The sequence below is a fragment of the Mycobacterium sp. OAS707 genome (genome assembly GCF_014873705.1).
Classification (GTDB): domain Bacteria; phylum Actinomycetota; class Actinomycetes; order Mycobacteriales; family Mycobacteriaceae; genus Mycobacterium.
This window is the reverse complement of sequence record NZ_JADBDS010000001.1, coordinates 1516642-1530266: the sequence shown is the minus strand read 5'-3', so window position 1 is coordinate 1530266 and position 13625 is coordinate 1516642. Positions and strand designations below refer to the sequence as shown.

Genomic DNA, 13625 nt, shown 5'->3' with positions numbered 1-13625 from the left:
GCTCCTGTCAGCCGGGAAGCGTCTCACCGCCGATGGGGGCAAGTACCTCGCCGCTGTAATAGGACGACATCTGCGCCGCGGCGAAAAACACGTAGGAGGGCGCGATCTCGTCGGGTTGAGCCGCGCGCCCGAAAGGCGTCTGCTCGCCGAATGATTCGACTTTTTCAGTATCCATGGTCGCGGGAATCAGAGGTGTCCACACCGGGCCGGGCGCAACACAGTTGACGCGGATGCGGCGCTCTGCAAGCGATTGGGCAAGCGAATACGTCAGCGCCAGCACCGCACCCTTGGTCGCGGAGTAGTCAATCAGCGTCTTGTTGCCCCGAAGGCCGTTGATCGAACCCGTGTTGATGATCGCGCCGCCGTCGGGAATGTGCTCGAGCGCTGCTTTCGTGACGTGGAAGAAACTGTCGATGTTCACCGCGAAGGTGCGACGCCACTGGTCGTCGGAGATGTCGGTGAACTTGTCGGTGGGGTTTTGATACGCGACGTTGTTCACCAGGATGTCGAGCCCACCCAACGCTTCGGTAGTGCGCTCGACGATCGCGCGGCAGTGCGCTGGATCTGCGAGGTCGCCAGGCAACCGCACGCAGCGTCGCCCAGCGTGTTCGACCAGCTCGGCGGTGTGCGCCGCGTCGTCGTTTTCCTCGAGGTAGGCGATCGCGACGTCTGCACCTTCCTTCGCGAACGCCACCGCGACCGCGCGTCCGATACCGGAATCCCCGCCAGTGATTAGCGCGCACTTGCCGTGCAACAGGTCGCGTCCGACGTACTCGCGCATTTCGTCGCGCGGCTGTTCGTCCATTTCGGACGTCTCGCCTGGGTAGGAAATGACACCGTCGGGATCGGTCATGGCCGGTCGACCTCATCGAACTCCGGGTCCAGCTCAACGGTTTCGAGCTGTTCCTGCCAGTCGGCGCCCGCCGCCTCCAGTGGCGCGTCCTGCGACGGCTCGACGGTAGCCTCTTCGTCGGGAACCGATTCGCTGGCTGGCCGGTGCTGCTCGACTGCATCGGCGACCGGGACGTCGTCGGGGAGCTGCTCGTTGTCTTGCATGGCCGCGGAATACCCGGTGCAATCTCGGTGAAAACCGCTGCGGCCCACCTTTGATCCCGAAAGCGAACCTGTGAATCCGGATTGCGAACAGCGAACCCTCGACAGTTTGCGGATCAAACGCCGCGGCTATCCGATGGCGTGACTCATGGCGTCATCGACGAGCCTGTGACCATCGCGATGATCTCGGCCCACGCAAACCCGCTCGCGGCGACGGCGGGCGATGCGGCCGACGAGCAAAGTGCGCACGTTGCAGACCTTTCCGCCGCACTTGCCCGGCGTGGACATCGAGTGACGGTCTACACCCGCCGTGACGACCCTCATCTGCCCGAGCGTGCCGAAACACCACAGGGCTACAACGTTATTCAGGTGCCCGCCGGTCCGCCAAAGCGCCTCGTCGGCGACGAGCTGCTACCCGCGATGAGTTCGTTTGCCCAATATCTTGCGGCAGACTGGACCCACGGCGCGCCCGATCTCACCCACGCGCACTTCTGGACGTCGGGCCTCGTGGCCGAACTCGTGGCACGTCAGTTCGGACTGCCGACCGTGTTGACTTTTCACGGCTTGGGCACGGATGGGCCGCGACGCCGGTTGGAGTCGAAGCTGGCCAAGGCCGCGACGCAGGTGTCGGCGAGTTGTCAGGCGGAGGCGTTCGAGTTGACTCGGATGGGACGGCCGCGAAGAGGCACATCTGTGATTCCGTCCGGTGTCGACGTCAGCCGGTTTACCCCAAATGGGCCACAAGCGCCGCGAACCGAGATGCATCGCATTGTCAGCGTCGGAAAGCTGTTGGCAGGCAATGGGTTCGAGACCGTGATTCACGCTCTGCCCTACATCCCCGACGCCGAATTCGTCGTCGTCGGGGGGAGCGTCGCCGGGGAGTCCCGCGCCGAGGCGTCCCGGCTTCGCGGCCTCGCGACACAGTTGGGTGTCGCCGACCGGTTACGACTGCACGGTGCAGTTGCACCCGACGATATGCCGGGGCTGCTGCGGTCCGCCGATGTGGTCGCGTGTACCCCTGCCGGCGGGTCGTCCGGCGTCGTAGCGCTGAAAGCCATGGCCTGCGGCGTGCCCGTGGTGGCGTCTGCGGCGGGCGCACTGGTCGACATCGTCATCGACGACGTGACGGGCCGCTTGGTCGAACACCAGCATCCTCGGCAACTCGCGGCCGCGGTGAACCTGCTGCTACGCGACTCCTTCTTGCGGCGCAGCCTCGGCGGTGCCGGACGTGATCGTGTGGTGGCCCGCTACAACTGGGACCGGATCGCCGAGGACACCGTCCGCCTCTACCATGCGTCGATATTGGCGGAGAGCAAGCCGGAAGCCGCCACTGGCTAGCCCTTGGCCACCTTGCGGATCAGCCTCGCGGTGCTGCTTTCAAGGATGGCCTGCCGCTTGGCGGGGACCCTGGTGCGGTCGGCTCGACGCACACCCGCGGCAATGGTCAAGCCGGCCTCGTATCCCTCGACCACCCGCGGGTCGACGTAAGACGACCGTGCTACCGCCGGCGTGTTGCCGAGTTCTTCTGAAACCTCCTTCATCACAGCGGATTCGACTCGCTTGATCACAGTCTTGTTCACGGGAGGGTCCGCGTCGGCGAATGCGGCGGCGCCGAGCACGGTGCCGTGCCAGGTGCGCAGGTCCTTGACCGTGTACTCGTCGCCGACGAGTTCCTTGAACCGAGCGTTGAGGTCGTCTGCATGCAGTTCGATGCGGTCAGAACCGTTGCGGCACACCAGCAATCGATCGGACCGCGGCCGACTGCGCATCAATGCGCGCACCGAGCGGATCACCTCGGGATCATCGATCAGCAGCGTGCGGCGCACCCCGCTCTTGGCCGGATAGTCGAACTCGACAGCTTGCTTCTGTAACGCCACGTGCTCGCAGCGCAGCGTGGCAATGCCATAGGAATTGTGCTCCTCGGCGTACTGCTCGCCGCCGGCACGGAAGTAGCCGAGGTCCAGCAGGTGCAGCGCGAGGGCAAGCACCCGATCCCGGCCCATTCCCCGGCCGCGCAGGTCGGCAGCGATGCGCTGGCGCATCTCCGGAAGCGCCGCCGACATCTCCAGCACCCGGTCGAACTTCTCCTCGTTCCGCTCCTGCCGCCATCGCTGGTGGTAGAGGTACTGGCGACGGCCCGCGGCGTCGGTTCCGACCGCCTGGATGTGCCCGTTCGGGTACGGGCAGATCCAGACCTTCTTCCAGGCGGGCGGGATCACCAGATCGCGAATGCGCTGCAGTGTGGCCGCATCGGTGACTGGTGTGCCGTCCGGGTGCTCGTAGGCGAAACCCCTGCCGCGGCGCACCCGACGTATTCCGGGGCCGCGGACGGCGCTACGACGAAGCCGCATGTTTGAGGAGCAACCACGGTGGGGTACTGCACGTGCACCATGGTGAAGAGGACATCAACTGGCGCGTCGGCTTGCTCGCCATCGGCGTCACAGCGTCATCACCTTGTCAACCGCACGGCGTCGCCGAACTTCGTCCATGGCGGGGGGATTACCCCGCCGCCGTCGTTGCCACACGTCGTCCCCGACAGGTCGTTGGTGCTCCGGTGACTAGCTGGGATTCGACCTGGGGTAGTGTCGCGAGGAAATTTCCGGGAGGTCACATGGCCGACGACACGAATACAGACAACGGGCAGGCGCGCAGCGCCCGTTCCGTCGAATTCCGGGTCGCTGCGAAGCTGGAGAACTTGGCGGTGCTGCGTACCTTGGTGGCGGCCGTCGCGACGTTTGAGGACCTCGATTTCGACGCCGTCGCCGACCTGCGGCTCGCCGTGGACGAAGCCTGCACCCGGCTGATTCGATCGGCCGTTCCGGATTCCACGCTCTCGCTGGTGGTGGTCCCGCGAGACGACGCGGTGGTCATCGACGCGTCGACCACGTGTAAGAGCCCGGACATCCTTGCCCCGGGCAGCTTCAGTTGGCATGTGTTGAGCTCACTCACCGACGAGGTGCGCACCTTCCAAGACGGGCAGGGCCCCGAGGAGGAGCGGGTGTTCGGAATCTCGATGACGGCAAGGCGAGCGAGTTCGCTGCAGTGACCCCCTCGTCGGCCCAGGGTTCATCGTCACGATCGAACTCTGAATATGCGGACGTCGCAGCCATGTTCCGCGAACTCGAAGGGCTGCCCGATTCGTCGGCGCAGTTCCAGCGTCAGCGCGACCGGATTGTCGAGCGCTGTCTGCCGCTTGCCGATCACATCGCCCGCAGATTCGACGGCCGCGGCGAACCCCGCGACGATCTGGTGCAGGTGGCCCGCGTCGGGCTGGTGAACGCGGTGATCCGATTCGACGTCAATGCGGGATCGGACTTCGTTTCGTTCGCGGTGCCGACCATCATGGGTGAGGTTCGCAGGCACTTTCGCGACAACAGCTGGTCGGTCAAGGTTCCGCGCAGGCTCAAGGAACTGCACTTGAGGCTGGGTGCCGCCACGGCGGAACTGTCGCAGCGACTCGGCCGCGCCCCGACGGCAACCGAACTCGCTCTCGAGCTCGACATGGATCGCGACGAGGTGATCGAGGGTCTGGTCGCGGGTAGCTCCTACAACACCCTGTCTATCGACAGCGGCGGTGGCAGCGGCAATGAGGATGCGCCTGCGATTGCCGACACGCTGGGCGACGTCGATCTCGGCCTGGACCAGATCGAGAACCGAGAAGCGTTGCGGCCCTTGCTCGCTGCGTTGCCGGAGCGTGAGCGGACCGTGCTGTTATTGCGGTTCTTCGAATCGTTGACGCAGACGCAGATCGCCGAGCGGGTCGGCATCTCGCAGATGCACGTGTCTAGGTTGTTGGCGAAATCCCTAGCGAGACTTCGGGACCAGCTGCAATAGCCGGCGTGGCTCACCCTGCACGGCTGCCAGCGCTGAGTCCACGCCGTCGCAAATGGGCAGCGTCGAGTCCGGATCGCAGATGCGCATGAGCCGGCTGACCGCTGGGCTGGGCGCCATGGCCCATTCGATCTTTTCTGCAGCGCAGCGGACGTTCAGGGTGTGCAAGGCGGAAAAACCTGCCGTGCCGAAGAACTCCACGCCTGTCAGGTCCAAGACCAAGCGGTCGGTGTGCGGTGCGTGCCGCAAGGCGTAGTCGACGAACTGCTGTGAATTTGCCGCATCGAGTTCGCCATGCGCCGTGATCACGGCCATCGAAGGCTTCAACCACCGGGTGGCGAAATGCGCCGCGTGGCAGTCGGTGGGTTCGATTAAAGCGCCCGGGGAGCCCGGACGGACATTGGGGGTAGACATTGTGACTCCATCAGTGGGAATACGTGATTCGTACTGTGGTTCACGTCAAATTGTTAGGCCCTGCGTCCTCAAAGCCTCGCTACAAGGCGGGTTTCTCTACCCTGCGCGTCGTCTGACGCTTCCGCTGGCTGTGAACTCAACCTGATTTGACCCTACGCCCAATCGCGAACATGTCGCAATCGATCTACCAGGTTTTTCGTTCCCCCAGCTCAGACCCGAAACAGTACGAACGGTCGCCTGGATCGGTGGCCGCCGATGTTTCACACTGTTCACATGCAGAACAGCGGCACCGCGGCGGGTGTGCTGCTGGCGGCCGGGGCGGGGACGCGTTACGGCATGCCAAAAGTGCGTGCCGAGAACGGTCGGTGGCTGCGTGCCTGTGTGGCTGCGCTGAACGACGGGGGGTGCGACGACGTCGTCGTGGTGCTGGGTGCCGCAATCGTCGACGTACCTGCGCCCGCGCGGGCCGTGCTGGCGCACGACTGGGCAGACGGGCTCAGCGCGTCGGTGCGTGCGGGCATCGCGGCCGTCGACGCGCAGTACGCGGTTTTGCACGCAGTCGACACCCCCGACGCCGGCCCCGACGCGATACGACGGGTGCTGGACGCGGCACGCTCGTCGTCCTCCGGTTTGGCCCGCGCGCATTACGACGGCAGGCCCGGGCACCCGGTCGTCATAGCGCGCGAGCACTGGCCGGAGTTGTTGGCGACGCTTCGTGGTGACGAGGGCGCGCGGCCTTTCCTGAGCAGGCGGACGGACGTGATCGCGGTCGACTGTGCGGATCTCGCGACCGGTCGGGACATCGACACGCGTTAGAGGCTGTCGGCGAATCGCCGCACCGCGTCGCCTGCGGCCTGCGCCGCCTCGGCGTGGCCCTGGCGCGCGCGCAAACCGATCAACCCGGTCGCCGGTTGCAGCGTGACTTCAGCGACCAGTTCGCCGGTCGTCGGCTCGCACACCGCCCACGTGTAGGTGGTATCCGACTCCCACTGGGCAGCCCGTTTTTGGACGTAGTCGTCGTCGGTCTCACCCAGCTCGGCCAGTGCGGGCCGGTCGTCCACGCGGTCATCCGCGCGCGGCATACGCAAATACCAAGCACCTGCATTGATTTCGACGGGCTCCACGCGTGTGATGGTAAGCATGAAGATCACAGTTATCGGCGCGAGCGGTCTCATTGGCACCAAGGTCGTCGACCTCCTCACCGCGGAGGGCCACGACGTGGTCGCCGCATCGCGCGGATCGGGCGTCGACGTACTCACCGGCTCAGGTCTCGCCGAGGCGCTCAGCGGCGCCGACGTGCTCGTCGACGTCGTCAATTCGCCCTCGTTCGAGGACGATCCCGTGATGGAGTTCTTCAAGAAGTCGACCAGCAATCTGGTGGTCGTGGCGGCGCGTGCCGGAGTCGGCCACTACGTGGCGCTGTCGATCGTTGGAGTCGACGGGTTACCCGACAGCGGTTACATGCGGGCAAAGGTGGTGCAGGAGAAGATCATCACCGAATCGGGCCTGCCATACACGATCGTGCGGGCCACGCAGTTCACCGAATTCACCGACGCCATCACCGATTCGATGGCCGACGACGATCAGGTCCGGGTACCGGACGCGTTGATTCAGCCGATCGCCGCGGACGATGTCGCCGGGGTCGTCGCCCGTGCGGCCGTCGCCGACCCACTCAACGGCGTCGTGAACATCGGTGGGCCGCAGAAGATCTCGTTCGAGCAGATGGCCCGTGACACGTTGGCGCGCCGCAACGACGACACGACGGTCGTCGTTGACCCCGACGCCGAGTACTTCGGTGCGAAACTGGCCGAACGCAGCCTGGTGACTCCAGACTGAATCACTTGATCTCGGCGAGCACCGTTCCCTGAGTGATGGCGGCACCGGCCTCGACGGCGAGCCCGGTGATGGTGCCGTCCTTGTGGGCGGTCACGGGGTTCTCCATCTTCATCGCCTCGAGCACGACGACGAGATCTCCCGCCGAAACCTGTTGCCCCTCTTCGACGGCCACCTTGACCACGGTGCCCTGCATCGGTGCGGTCACCGCGTCACCGGACGCGGCCGCGCCGGAGTGTGCGCCACGCTTGCGCGGCTTCGGCTTCTTTCGCACTACGCCGCCGCCGGCGGCGGGCGCGCCCCCGTTGCCGATCGCGAGGTCGCCGGGCAGCGACACCTCGAGCCTGCGGCCGCCGACCTCGACCACGACAGTCTGCCGCGGGATGGTGTCCTCTTCTTCGATCGGGTCGCCACCGGTGAACGGCTCGACGGTGTTGTCCCACTCCGTCTCGATCCAGCGGGTGTGCACGGTGAAGCCGTCCTCATCACCGATGAACGCGGGGTCGGACACGATCGCGCGGTGGAAGGGGATGACGGTCGCGAGGCCCTCGACGTTGAACTCGGCGAGTGCGCGCCGCGACCGCGCCAGCGCCTCGTCGCGATTGGCGCCGTACACGATCAGCTTGGCCAGCATCGAGTCGAACTGTCCGCCGATGACCGAGCCGCTCTCCACGCCGGAGTCCAGTCGCACGCCGGGGCCGCTCGGCGGCTCGAACTTGGTCACCGGGCCGGGTGCGGGCAGGAAGCCGCGGCCTGCGTCTTCACCGTTGATGCGGAACTCGATGGCGTGGCCGCGCGGGGTCGGGTCCTCGGTGATGTCCAGGGCCTCGCCATTGGCGATCTTGAACTGCTGCAGCACCAGGTCGATGCCCGCGGTCTCCTCGGTGACGGGGTGCTCGACCTGCAGACGGGTGTTGACCTCGAGGAATGAGATCAGCCCATCCTGGCCGACCAGGTATTCGACGGTGCCTGCGCCGTAATAGCCGGCCTCCTTGCAGATGCGCTTGGCCGACTCGTGGATCTCCTTGCGCTGCGCGTCGGTCAGGAACGGCGCGGGCGCCTCTTCGACCAGCTTCTGGAACCGGCGCTGCAGCGAGCAGTCGCGGGTCCCCGCGACGACGACGTTGCCATGCTGGTCGGCGATGACCTGGGCCTCGACGTGGCGGGGCTTGTCCAGGTAGCGCTCGACGAAGCACTCACCGCGGCCGAATGCTGCGACGGCCTCACGCGTCGCCGAATCGAACAGCTCGGGGATCTCCTCGATGGTGCGGGCCACCTTCATGCCGCGCCCGCCGCCGCCGAAGGCGGCCTTGATCGCGATCGGCACGCCGTACTCCTTGGCAAACGCGACGACCTCGTCGGCGTTCTTCACCGGGTCGGGGGTGCCCGGGACCAGCGGGGCCTGGGCCCGCGCAGCGATGTGGCGTGCGGTCACCTTGTCGCCGAGGTCGCGGATCGACTGCGGGCTCGGCCCGATCCAGATCAGCCCGGCGTCGAGCACCGCCTGAGCGAAATCCGCGTTCTCCGAAAGGAATCCGTACCCGGGGTGGACCGCGTTGGCGCCGGACTTCTCGGCCGCGTCGAGCAGCTTGGCGAAGTCGAGGTAGGACTCCGCGGAGGTCTGGCCACCGAGTGCGAAGGCCTCGTCGGCGAGCCGTACGTGAGGCGCGTCGGCATCAGGTTCGGCGTACACGGCCACGCTGGCCAACCCGGCGTCCTTGGCCGCCCGGATCACCCGGACCGCGATCTCCCCACGGTTGGCGACGAGCACCTTGGAGATCTTCGAGCTGGCGTGACTAGGCACTTCGCCTCCTGATGGCATGTTCTCTAAGAAACGTCTTTAAGAATGTAGCGCCTCGCAGTTTAAGGGGCATGACTGCCTACCCAACCCGCGGGTGCGGCACGCCCGCGAGCAAATTCGCGGTGAGTTTGGAAGGTTGACCGCGCACCGGGCTAAGGTGGCTGTCGGTCCAGCAAATCGCTGATGCACATAGGGGAGCCCCGTTGTTCGTTGAACCGCAAGCTTCAGACCCCGAGATGATCGCCCGCAAGCGCCAAGTCAACCCGAACGTGCGGATCCCACCGAAGATGGAGTGGGTCACCGAACCCGACGGTCGCATCGTCAACTACAAGCTCGAGGGCGAAACCCTGTTCCGCAGGATCGCCGACGTGTACGTGGCGTACTTCTACAACACGGTCGTCACCTACATCCCGTTCCACTTCATCCGACTGGGATACCTGCGACTGTTCGGCGCAAAGATCGGCAAAGGCGTCGCGATCAACCGCGGCACCGGCGTCTGGTCGATTCAATACATCGTGATCGGCAACAACGTGTCGATCGGGTTCCGCTGTCTGCTGGATGCCAGGGCAGGGATCGCGATCGGCGACGACGTCGTGATCGCCAGCGACACGCAGATCATCGCCGGCGGCCACGACATCAACCACCCCAACTTCGTGCCCGCGCCGAACCCGCCGGATCCCATCGTCATCGACGATCACGTATGGATCGGCAGCCGCGCCATGGTGCTGCCCAGCCTGATCGGCAGGGGCGCCGTCGTCGCCGCACATTCGGTGGTGAACAAAGAGGTGCCGCCGTTCGCGATCGTCGGCGGTGTGCCTGCCAAGGTCATCGGTGAGCGCAACAAGGAAGCCCTGCAGTACAGCGGCAAGTACAAGCTGCCGTTCTTCTGATCGTCAGGCAGGCGTTGCCGCGCGCAAGTGCCGCTTGATGCGCGTCAGCATCGCGGACATGCCGCGCAACCGCAGCGGGCTGATCAGTTTCGCCAAGCCGAGTTCGGAGTAGAAGTCGTCGGGTACGGCCAGGATGTCGTCGGCAGACTGCTTGTCGAGGCCCGCGGCGAGGATCGCGGCGAAGCCGCGCGTCGTCGGGGCTTCGGCCGGTGCGCTGAAGTACAGTCGGACCTTGTCGCGGTCACCCGCGTCGACGTGAAGGAACAGCGGCGACTGGCATTCGGGCACCGGTTCCATCGCCGCCTCTTCGAGATCGGCTGGGAGCGGCGGTAATTCGTTGGCGAACTCCAGCAGCAGGGCGAGTTTGTCCTGTCCCTGTACGTCCTGGAAGTCCGAAACGACTTCGGCCAGCGCGGCCGGCATGGTCATGGCGCGCTTCCGGGTTCTTCCCCGACGGCGACGGGCACACGCACCGCGTTGCCCCACTCGGTCCACGAGCCGTCGTAGTTGCGCACGCCCGGCTTGCCGAGCAGATGGGTCAGCACGAACCAGGTGTGGCTCGACCGCTCGCCGATGCGGCAGTACACGACCGTCTTGTCGTCGGCGGTGAGGAACCCGTACAGCTCGTCGAGCTCGGCGCGGCTGCGGAACTTGCCGTTGTCCTGAGCGGCTTTGGCCCACGGGATGGACCGTGCGGTGGGGATGTGGCCACCGCGCAGCGCGCCTTCCTCGGGGTAGTCCGGCATGTGGGTGCGTTCGCCGGTGTACTCCTGCGGTGAGCGGACATCGATCAGCGGCTGCTTGCCGAGGATGTCGAGCACGTCCTCCTTGAAGGCGCGGATCGGTGCGTCGTCGCGTTCTACGACCGGGTATCCGGTGGACTGCTTGGACGGGACGTCCAGCGTGGTGTCGCGGCCGTCGGAGATCCACAAGTCGCGGCCGCCGTCGAGCAGCCGAACGTCGGGATGACCGAACAACGTGAACACCCACAACGCATAGGCCGCCCACCAATTGCTCTTGTCCCCGTAGATGACGACGGTGTCTTCGCGGGCGATGCCCTTGCGGTTCATCAACTCGGCGAACTGCTCGCCGTTGATGTAGTCGCGAACGTGCGGATCGTTGAGGTCGGTGTGCCAGTCGATCTTCACCGCACCGGGGATGTGGCCGGTGTCGTAGAGCAACACGTCCTCGTCGGACTCAACGATGGCGAGCCCTGGGCGGCCCAGATTGCCCGAGAGCCAGTCGGCGGTGACCAGGCGTTCGGGATGGGCATATGACTGCAGGGCGGGATTGGGATCGGCAGGCAGCGGCACACCACGAGCCTACCCAGGCGCTGTGCGAAACAGCACACGCCCACTGCTCCAAATGGATGGGGGCAACGTATTGTGAACACCTGTTGTCGCAACGTCTCCGCGCAAGGAACTTGAGGAATGATGGCTGGGCCAGCAAATTACGACGTCGGAATCGTCGGACTCGGTTATGTGGGACTGACCTTGGCGACCGTTCTCGCCGAGGCCGGCAATACGGTCATCGGCGTCGAGAAGCGCCCCGACATCGTCGAGATGACAAACGCGGGAACGCCGCATTTCACCGAGACGGGTCTGCCGGACGCGTTGGCAGGCGTGACCAGGTCGAAAAAGTTGGTGGCCGCAGAACGCTTCGATGACAGCTTCTCTTGCGACACATACATCATCACGGTCGGCACGCCGTTGTCGCCTGACGGTGTGGCGCGCCTCGACATGATCGAAAGTGCGGCCCGCGACATCGCCGAGAACATGCGCGACGGGGCGCTGGTGCTGTTGCGATCGACCGTGAAAGTCGGGACGACGCGCAACGTCGTGGCGCCGATTCTGGCGGCCAGCGGCAAGAAATTCGATATCGCGATGTGCCCGGAACGCACACTGGAAGGCAAGGCGCTGCAGGAATTGCGTGAATTGCCGCAAATTGTCGGAGCCGACGATCCGGCTGTTGCAGATCGCGCCGCTGCAATATTTCGCCGGCTCACCATTTCGATCGTTCAGGTCGCCGATATCGAGACCGCCGAGATCATCAAGCTCGTCAGCAACACGTTCCGTGATGTGCAGTTCGCCTTCGCCAACGAGGTCGCGCGGGTGTGCGACGCGTTCGGAGTCAGTGCGCACGAGGTGATCTCGGCGGGCAAGCTGGGCTACAACCGCACGAACATCCCGCTGCCGGGGCTCGTCGGTGGCCCATGTCTGGAAAAGGATCCGCACATCCTGATGGAGAGTGCGCGCACGCGGGGCATCGAGATGGAGATCACCTCGGCGGGCCGACTTGTCAACGAGCGCCAGCCCGAGGAGACGGTGCAGTTCATCAGCAGCGAGATCAACCGGCGCAACCTGGCGTCGGGTCCGCTGAAGATCAGCATCCTCGGCATGGCCTTCAAGGGCCTGCCGGAAACCAGCGACCTGCGCGGGTCGATGTCGATCAAGGTGCTCGACGCGCTGAAGAAGGCGCACCCGAATGCCGAGATCGGCGTCTACGACCCGGTGACCTCGCCGGAAGTATTGGCGTCGGAGTTTCCGGACGAGGCAGTGTTCAACCGGTTCGGCGATGCGGTCAGCGGCGCGTCGGTGGTGGTGATCGCGAACAACCATCCCTCGCTTGGCACCATCGGGCCGCGCACCATCAGTGAGTTCATCAGCCCGGACGGCTTCGTGTTCGACTACTGGAACCACTTCAGCCACCTGCCGGCTTCGGAACTCGGCGATTCGTACTTCGCGGTGGGCCGCAGCGGATGGGCGCCGATCGATGGCTAAGAGGGTAGTCGTCACCGGCGGTGGCGGTTTCATCGGCGCGTATCTGGTCAAGCGACTGGTGGCCGACGGCTGGAACGTCGCGGTAGTCGACTCGATGGTGCGCGGCGATGCCAGCCGATTCGCCGAAGTCGCTTCGGAGGTCGAGCTTTTCACGTGCGACGTGCGCGACCAGGGCGCGTTGGAAAAGGCGTTCAAGGGCGCCGAGGTCGTGATGCACCTGGCGGCGGTCAACGGCACCGAGAACTTCTACAAGCAACCGGAACTCGTGCTCGAGGTCGGCATGCTCGGCATGCTGGCGGTCGCCAACGCCGGCCGCGAAGTCGGTGTGCCCGATCTGGTGGTCGCGTCGACGGCCGAGGTTTATCAGACGCCGTCGATCATCCCGACGCCGGAGACCATCCCGTTGATGCTGCCCGACAGCCTCAATCCGCGGTATTCATACGGCGGCGGCAAGATCGTCAGCGAGTTGATCGCATTCAACTACGGCCAGGACCACTATCGACAGGTGCAGGTTTTCCGGCCGCACAACGTCTTTGGGCCGAACATGGGCTGGAAGCATGTGGAGCCCCAATTCATCATGCGGGCGCTTGCGGCGCAGGAGGCAGGTGACGGGACTTTCCCGATCCAGGGCGACGGCACCGAGACGCGGTCTTTCTGCTATGTCGACGACGTCGTCCAGGGGATCCTGACGATGTACGAAAAGGGCGGGCACCGCGAGATTTACCACATCGGCAGCGATGAGGAGATCACGATTCGCGACCTTGCCGCGCGCATCGGCAAGATCGTCGGCATCGACTTGGACATCCAGCCGGGCGAACTGCAACACGGCGGCACCAAGCGCCGCTGCCCGGACATTTCGAAGATGCGCGCACTGGGCTGGTCGCCGGTCGTGGGACTTGATGAGGGTCTGGAGCGCACGGTTGCCTGGTATCGGGAGCATCGCAACGATGTCCCCGCCAACGACCTGATGTAGCACTTGTCCCGCGAGCAGACGCGAAATTGCAGTTATCGTGCGGAGTTTCG

Annotated in this window: 16 protein-coding genes; 8 read left to right on the top strand and 8 right to left on the bottom strand. The window is 65.2% G+C overall.

From position 1 onward, the window contains the following. Positions 1–7: 7 nt before the first annotated feature. The gene (locus tag GGC64_RS07555) at positions 8–853 is read right to left on the bottom strand and encodes an SDR family oxidoreductase (RefSeq protein ID WP_192721775.1); all 846 of its coding nucleotides are present in this window, start codon (positions 851–853) and stop codon (positions 8–10) included. Next, positions 850–1056, bottom strand: coding sequence for a hypothetical protein (locus GGC64_RS07550; RefSeq protein WP_192721774.1), 207 nt, complete (start codon positions 1054–1056; stop codon positions 850–852). Before GGC64_RS07550 ends, GGC64_RS07555 begins: the two co-directional genes overlap by 4 nt. Before the next feature lie 165 nt (positions 1057–1221). On the opposite strand from GGC64_RS07550, the gene GGC64_RS07545 reads away from it, so the two are divergent. Next, positions 1222–2391 (top strand): glycosyltransferase, encoded by a 1170-nt coding sequence (locus GGC64_RS07545; protein WP_192722450.1) that lies wholly within the window; start codon positions 1222–1224, stop codon positions 2389–2391. Here the strand turns inward: GGC64_RS07545 and GGC64_RS07540 are convergent. Then, positions 2388–3404, bottom strand: coding sequence for a DNA topoisomerase IB (locus GGC64_RS07540; protein WP_192721773.1), 1017 nt, complete (start codon positions 3402–3404; stop codon positions 2388–2390). The genes GGC64_RS07545 and GGC64_RS07540 overlap by 4 nt on opposite strands. A 260-nt stretch (positions 3405–3664) precedes the next feature. On the opposite strand from GGC64_RS07540, the gene GGC64_RS07535 reads away from it, so the two are divergent. Continuing rightward, positions 3665–4099, top strand: coding sequence for an ATP-binding protein (locus GGC64_RS07535; protein WP_192721772.1), 435 nt, complete (start codon positions 3665–3667; stop codon positions 4097–4099). Then, a complete protein-coding gene (locus GGC64_RS07530; RefSeq protein WP_192721771.1) occupies positions 4096–4887 on the top strand; it encodes an RNA polymerase sigma factor SigF in 792 nt (263 codons plus the stop codon). The genes GGC64_RS07535 and GGC64_RS07530 overlap by 4 nt, the downstream gene beginning before the upstream one ends. Here the strand turns inward: GGC64_RS07530 and GGC64_RS07525 are convergent. Continuing rightward, positions 4858–5298, bottom strand: coding sequence for an STAS domain-containing protein (locus GGC64_RS07525; RefSeq protein WP_192721770.1), 441 nt, complete (start codon positions 5296–5298; stop codon positions 4858–4860). The genes GGC64_RS07530 and GGC64_RS07525 overlap by 30 nt on opposite strands. 273 nt (positions 5299–5571) lie before the next feature. Here GGC64_RS07525 and GGC64_RS07520 point away from each other — a divergent pair, with 273 nt between their 5' ends. Further along, the gene (locus GGC64_RS07520; RefSeq protein WP_225951202.1) at positions 5572–6114 is read left to right on the top strand and encodes an NTP transferase domain-containing protein; all 543 of its coding nucleotides are present in this window, start codon (positions 5572–5574) and stop codon (positions 6112–6114) included. On the opposite strand, the gene GGC64_RS07515 is transcribed toward GGC64_RS07520, so the two are convergent. Further along, positions 6111–6422 carry a hypothetical protein gene (locus GGC64_RS07515; protein ID WP_192721768.1) on the bottom strand — a complete coding sequence of 104 codons (312 nt, stop codon included), beginning with the start codon at positions 6420–6422 and terminating at the stop codon, positions 6111–6113. The two genes, GGC64_RS07520 and GGC64_RS07515, sit on opposite strands and share 4 nt — an antisense overlap. Positions 6423–6438: 16 nt before the next feature. Between GGC64_RS07515 and GGC64_RS07510 the strand changes: the two genes are divergently transcribed. Continuing rightward, positions 6439–7134, top strand: a complete 696-nt coding sequence (locus GGC64_RS07510; RefSeq protein WP_192721767.1) for an SDR family oxidoreductase — start codon at positions 6439–6441, stop codon at positions 7132–7134. Between the two features lies 1 nt (position 7135). On the opposite strand, the gene GGC64_RS07505 is transcribed toward GGC64_RS07510, so the two are convergent. After that, on the bottom strand, positions 7136–8935 hold the full coding sequence (locus GGC64_RS07505) for an acetyl/propionyl/methylcrotonyl-CoA carboxylase subunit alpha (protein ID WP_192721766.1): 1800 nt from the start codon (positions 8933–8935) through the stop codon (positions 7136–7138). 200 nt (positions 8936–9135) lie between these two features. On the opposite strand from GGC64_RS07505, the gene GGC64_RS07500 reads away from it, so the two are divergent. Beyond that, a complete protein-coding gene (locus GGC64_RS07500) occupies positions 9136–9822 on the top strand; it encodes a DapH/DapD/GlmU-related protein (protein ID WP_192721765.1) in 687 nt (228 codons plus the stop codon). A 3-nt stretch (positions 9823–9825) separates the two neighbouring features. On the opposite strand, the gene GGC64_RS07495 is transcribed toward GGC64_RS07500, so the two are convergent. Then, entirely contained in the window at positions 9826–10251 is a 426-nt protein-coding gene (locus tag GGC64_RS07495; RefSeq protein WP_192721764.1) for a SufE family protein, read from the bottom strand. Continuing rightward, positions 10248–11135 carry a sulfurtransferase gene (locus GGC64_RS07490; protein ID WP_192721763.1) on the bottom strand — a complete coding sequence of 296 codons (888 nt, stop codon included), beginning with the start codon at positions 11133–11135 and terminating at the stop codon, positions 10248–10250. Before GGC64_RS07490 ends, GGC64_RS07495 begins: the two co-directional genes overlap by 4 nt. A 120-nt stretch (positions 11136–11255) precedes the next feature. Between GGC64_RS07490 and GGC64_RS07485 the strand changes: the two genes are divergently transcribed. Both GGC64_RS07485 and GGC64_RS07480 read left to right on the top strand, forming a co-directional pair. Then, a complete protein-coding gene (locus GGC64_RS07485) occupies positions 11256–12602 on the top strand; it encodes a nucleotide sugar dehydrogenase (protein WP_225951199.1) in 1347 nt (448 codons plus the stop codon). Then, positions 12595–13575 carry an NAD(P)-dependent oxidoreductase gene (locus tag GGC64_RS07480; protein ID WP_192721761.1) on the top strand — a complete coding sequence of 327 codons (981 nt, stop codon included), beginning with the start codon at positions 12595–12597 and terminating at the stop codon, positions 13573–13575. The genes GGC64_RS07485 and GGC64_RS07480 overlap by 8 nt, the downstream gene beginning before the upstream one ends. Positions 13576–13625: the final 50 nt, after the last annotated feature.

What these genes read in the sequence shown, in the direction of transcription:
- GGC64_RS07485 (WP_225951199.1), top strand. Translation starts at nt 11,256, where the DNA reads ATGGCTGGGCCAGCAAATTACGACGTCGGAATCGTCGGACTCGGTTAT.
- GGC64_RS07535 (WP_192721772.1), top strand. Translation starts at nt 3,665, where the DNA reads ATGGCCGACGACACGAATACAGACAACGGGCAGGCGCGCAGCGCCCGT.
- GGC64_RS07555 (WP_192721775.1), bottom strand. Translation starts at nt 853, where the DNA reads ATGACCGATCCCGACGGTGTCATTTCCTACCCAGGCGAGACGTCCGAA.
- GGC64_RS07525 (WP_192721770.1), bottom strand. Translation starts at nt 5,298, where the DNA reads ATGTCTACCCCCAATGTCCGTCCGGGCTCCCCGGGCGCTTTAATCGAA.
- GGC64_RS07520 (WP_225951202.1), top strand. Translation starts at nt 5,572, where the DNA reads ATGCAGAACAGCGGCACCGCGGCGGGTGTGCTGCTGGCGGCCGGGGCG.
- GGC64_RS07510 (WP_192721767.1), top strand. Translation starts at nt 6,439, where the DNA reads ATGAAGATCACAGTTATCGGCGCGAGCGGTCTCATTGGCACCAAGGTC.
- GGC64_RS07480 (WP_192721761.1), top strand. Translation starts at nt 12,595, where the DNA reads ATGGCTAAGAGGGTAGTCGTCACCGGCGGTGGCGGTTTCATCGGCGCG.
- GGC64_RS07550 (WP_192721774.1), bottom strand. Translation starts at nt 1,056, where the DNA reads ATGCAAGACAACGAGCAGCTCCCCGACGACGTCCCGGTCGCCGATGCA.
- GGC64_RS07540 (WP_192721773.1), bottom strand. Translation starts at nt 3,404, where the DNA reads ATGCGGCTTCGTCGTAGCGCCGTCCGCGGCCCCGGAATACGTCGGGTG.
- GGC64_RS07495 (WP_192721764.1), bottom strand. Translation starts at nt 10,251, where the DNA reads ATGACCATGCCGGCCGCGCTGGCCGAAGTCGTTTCGGACTTCCAGGAC.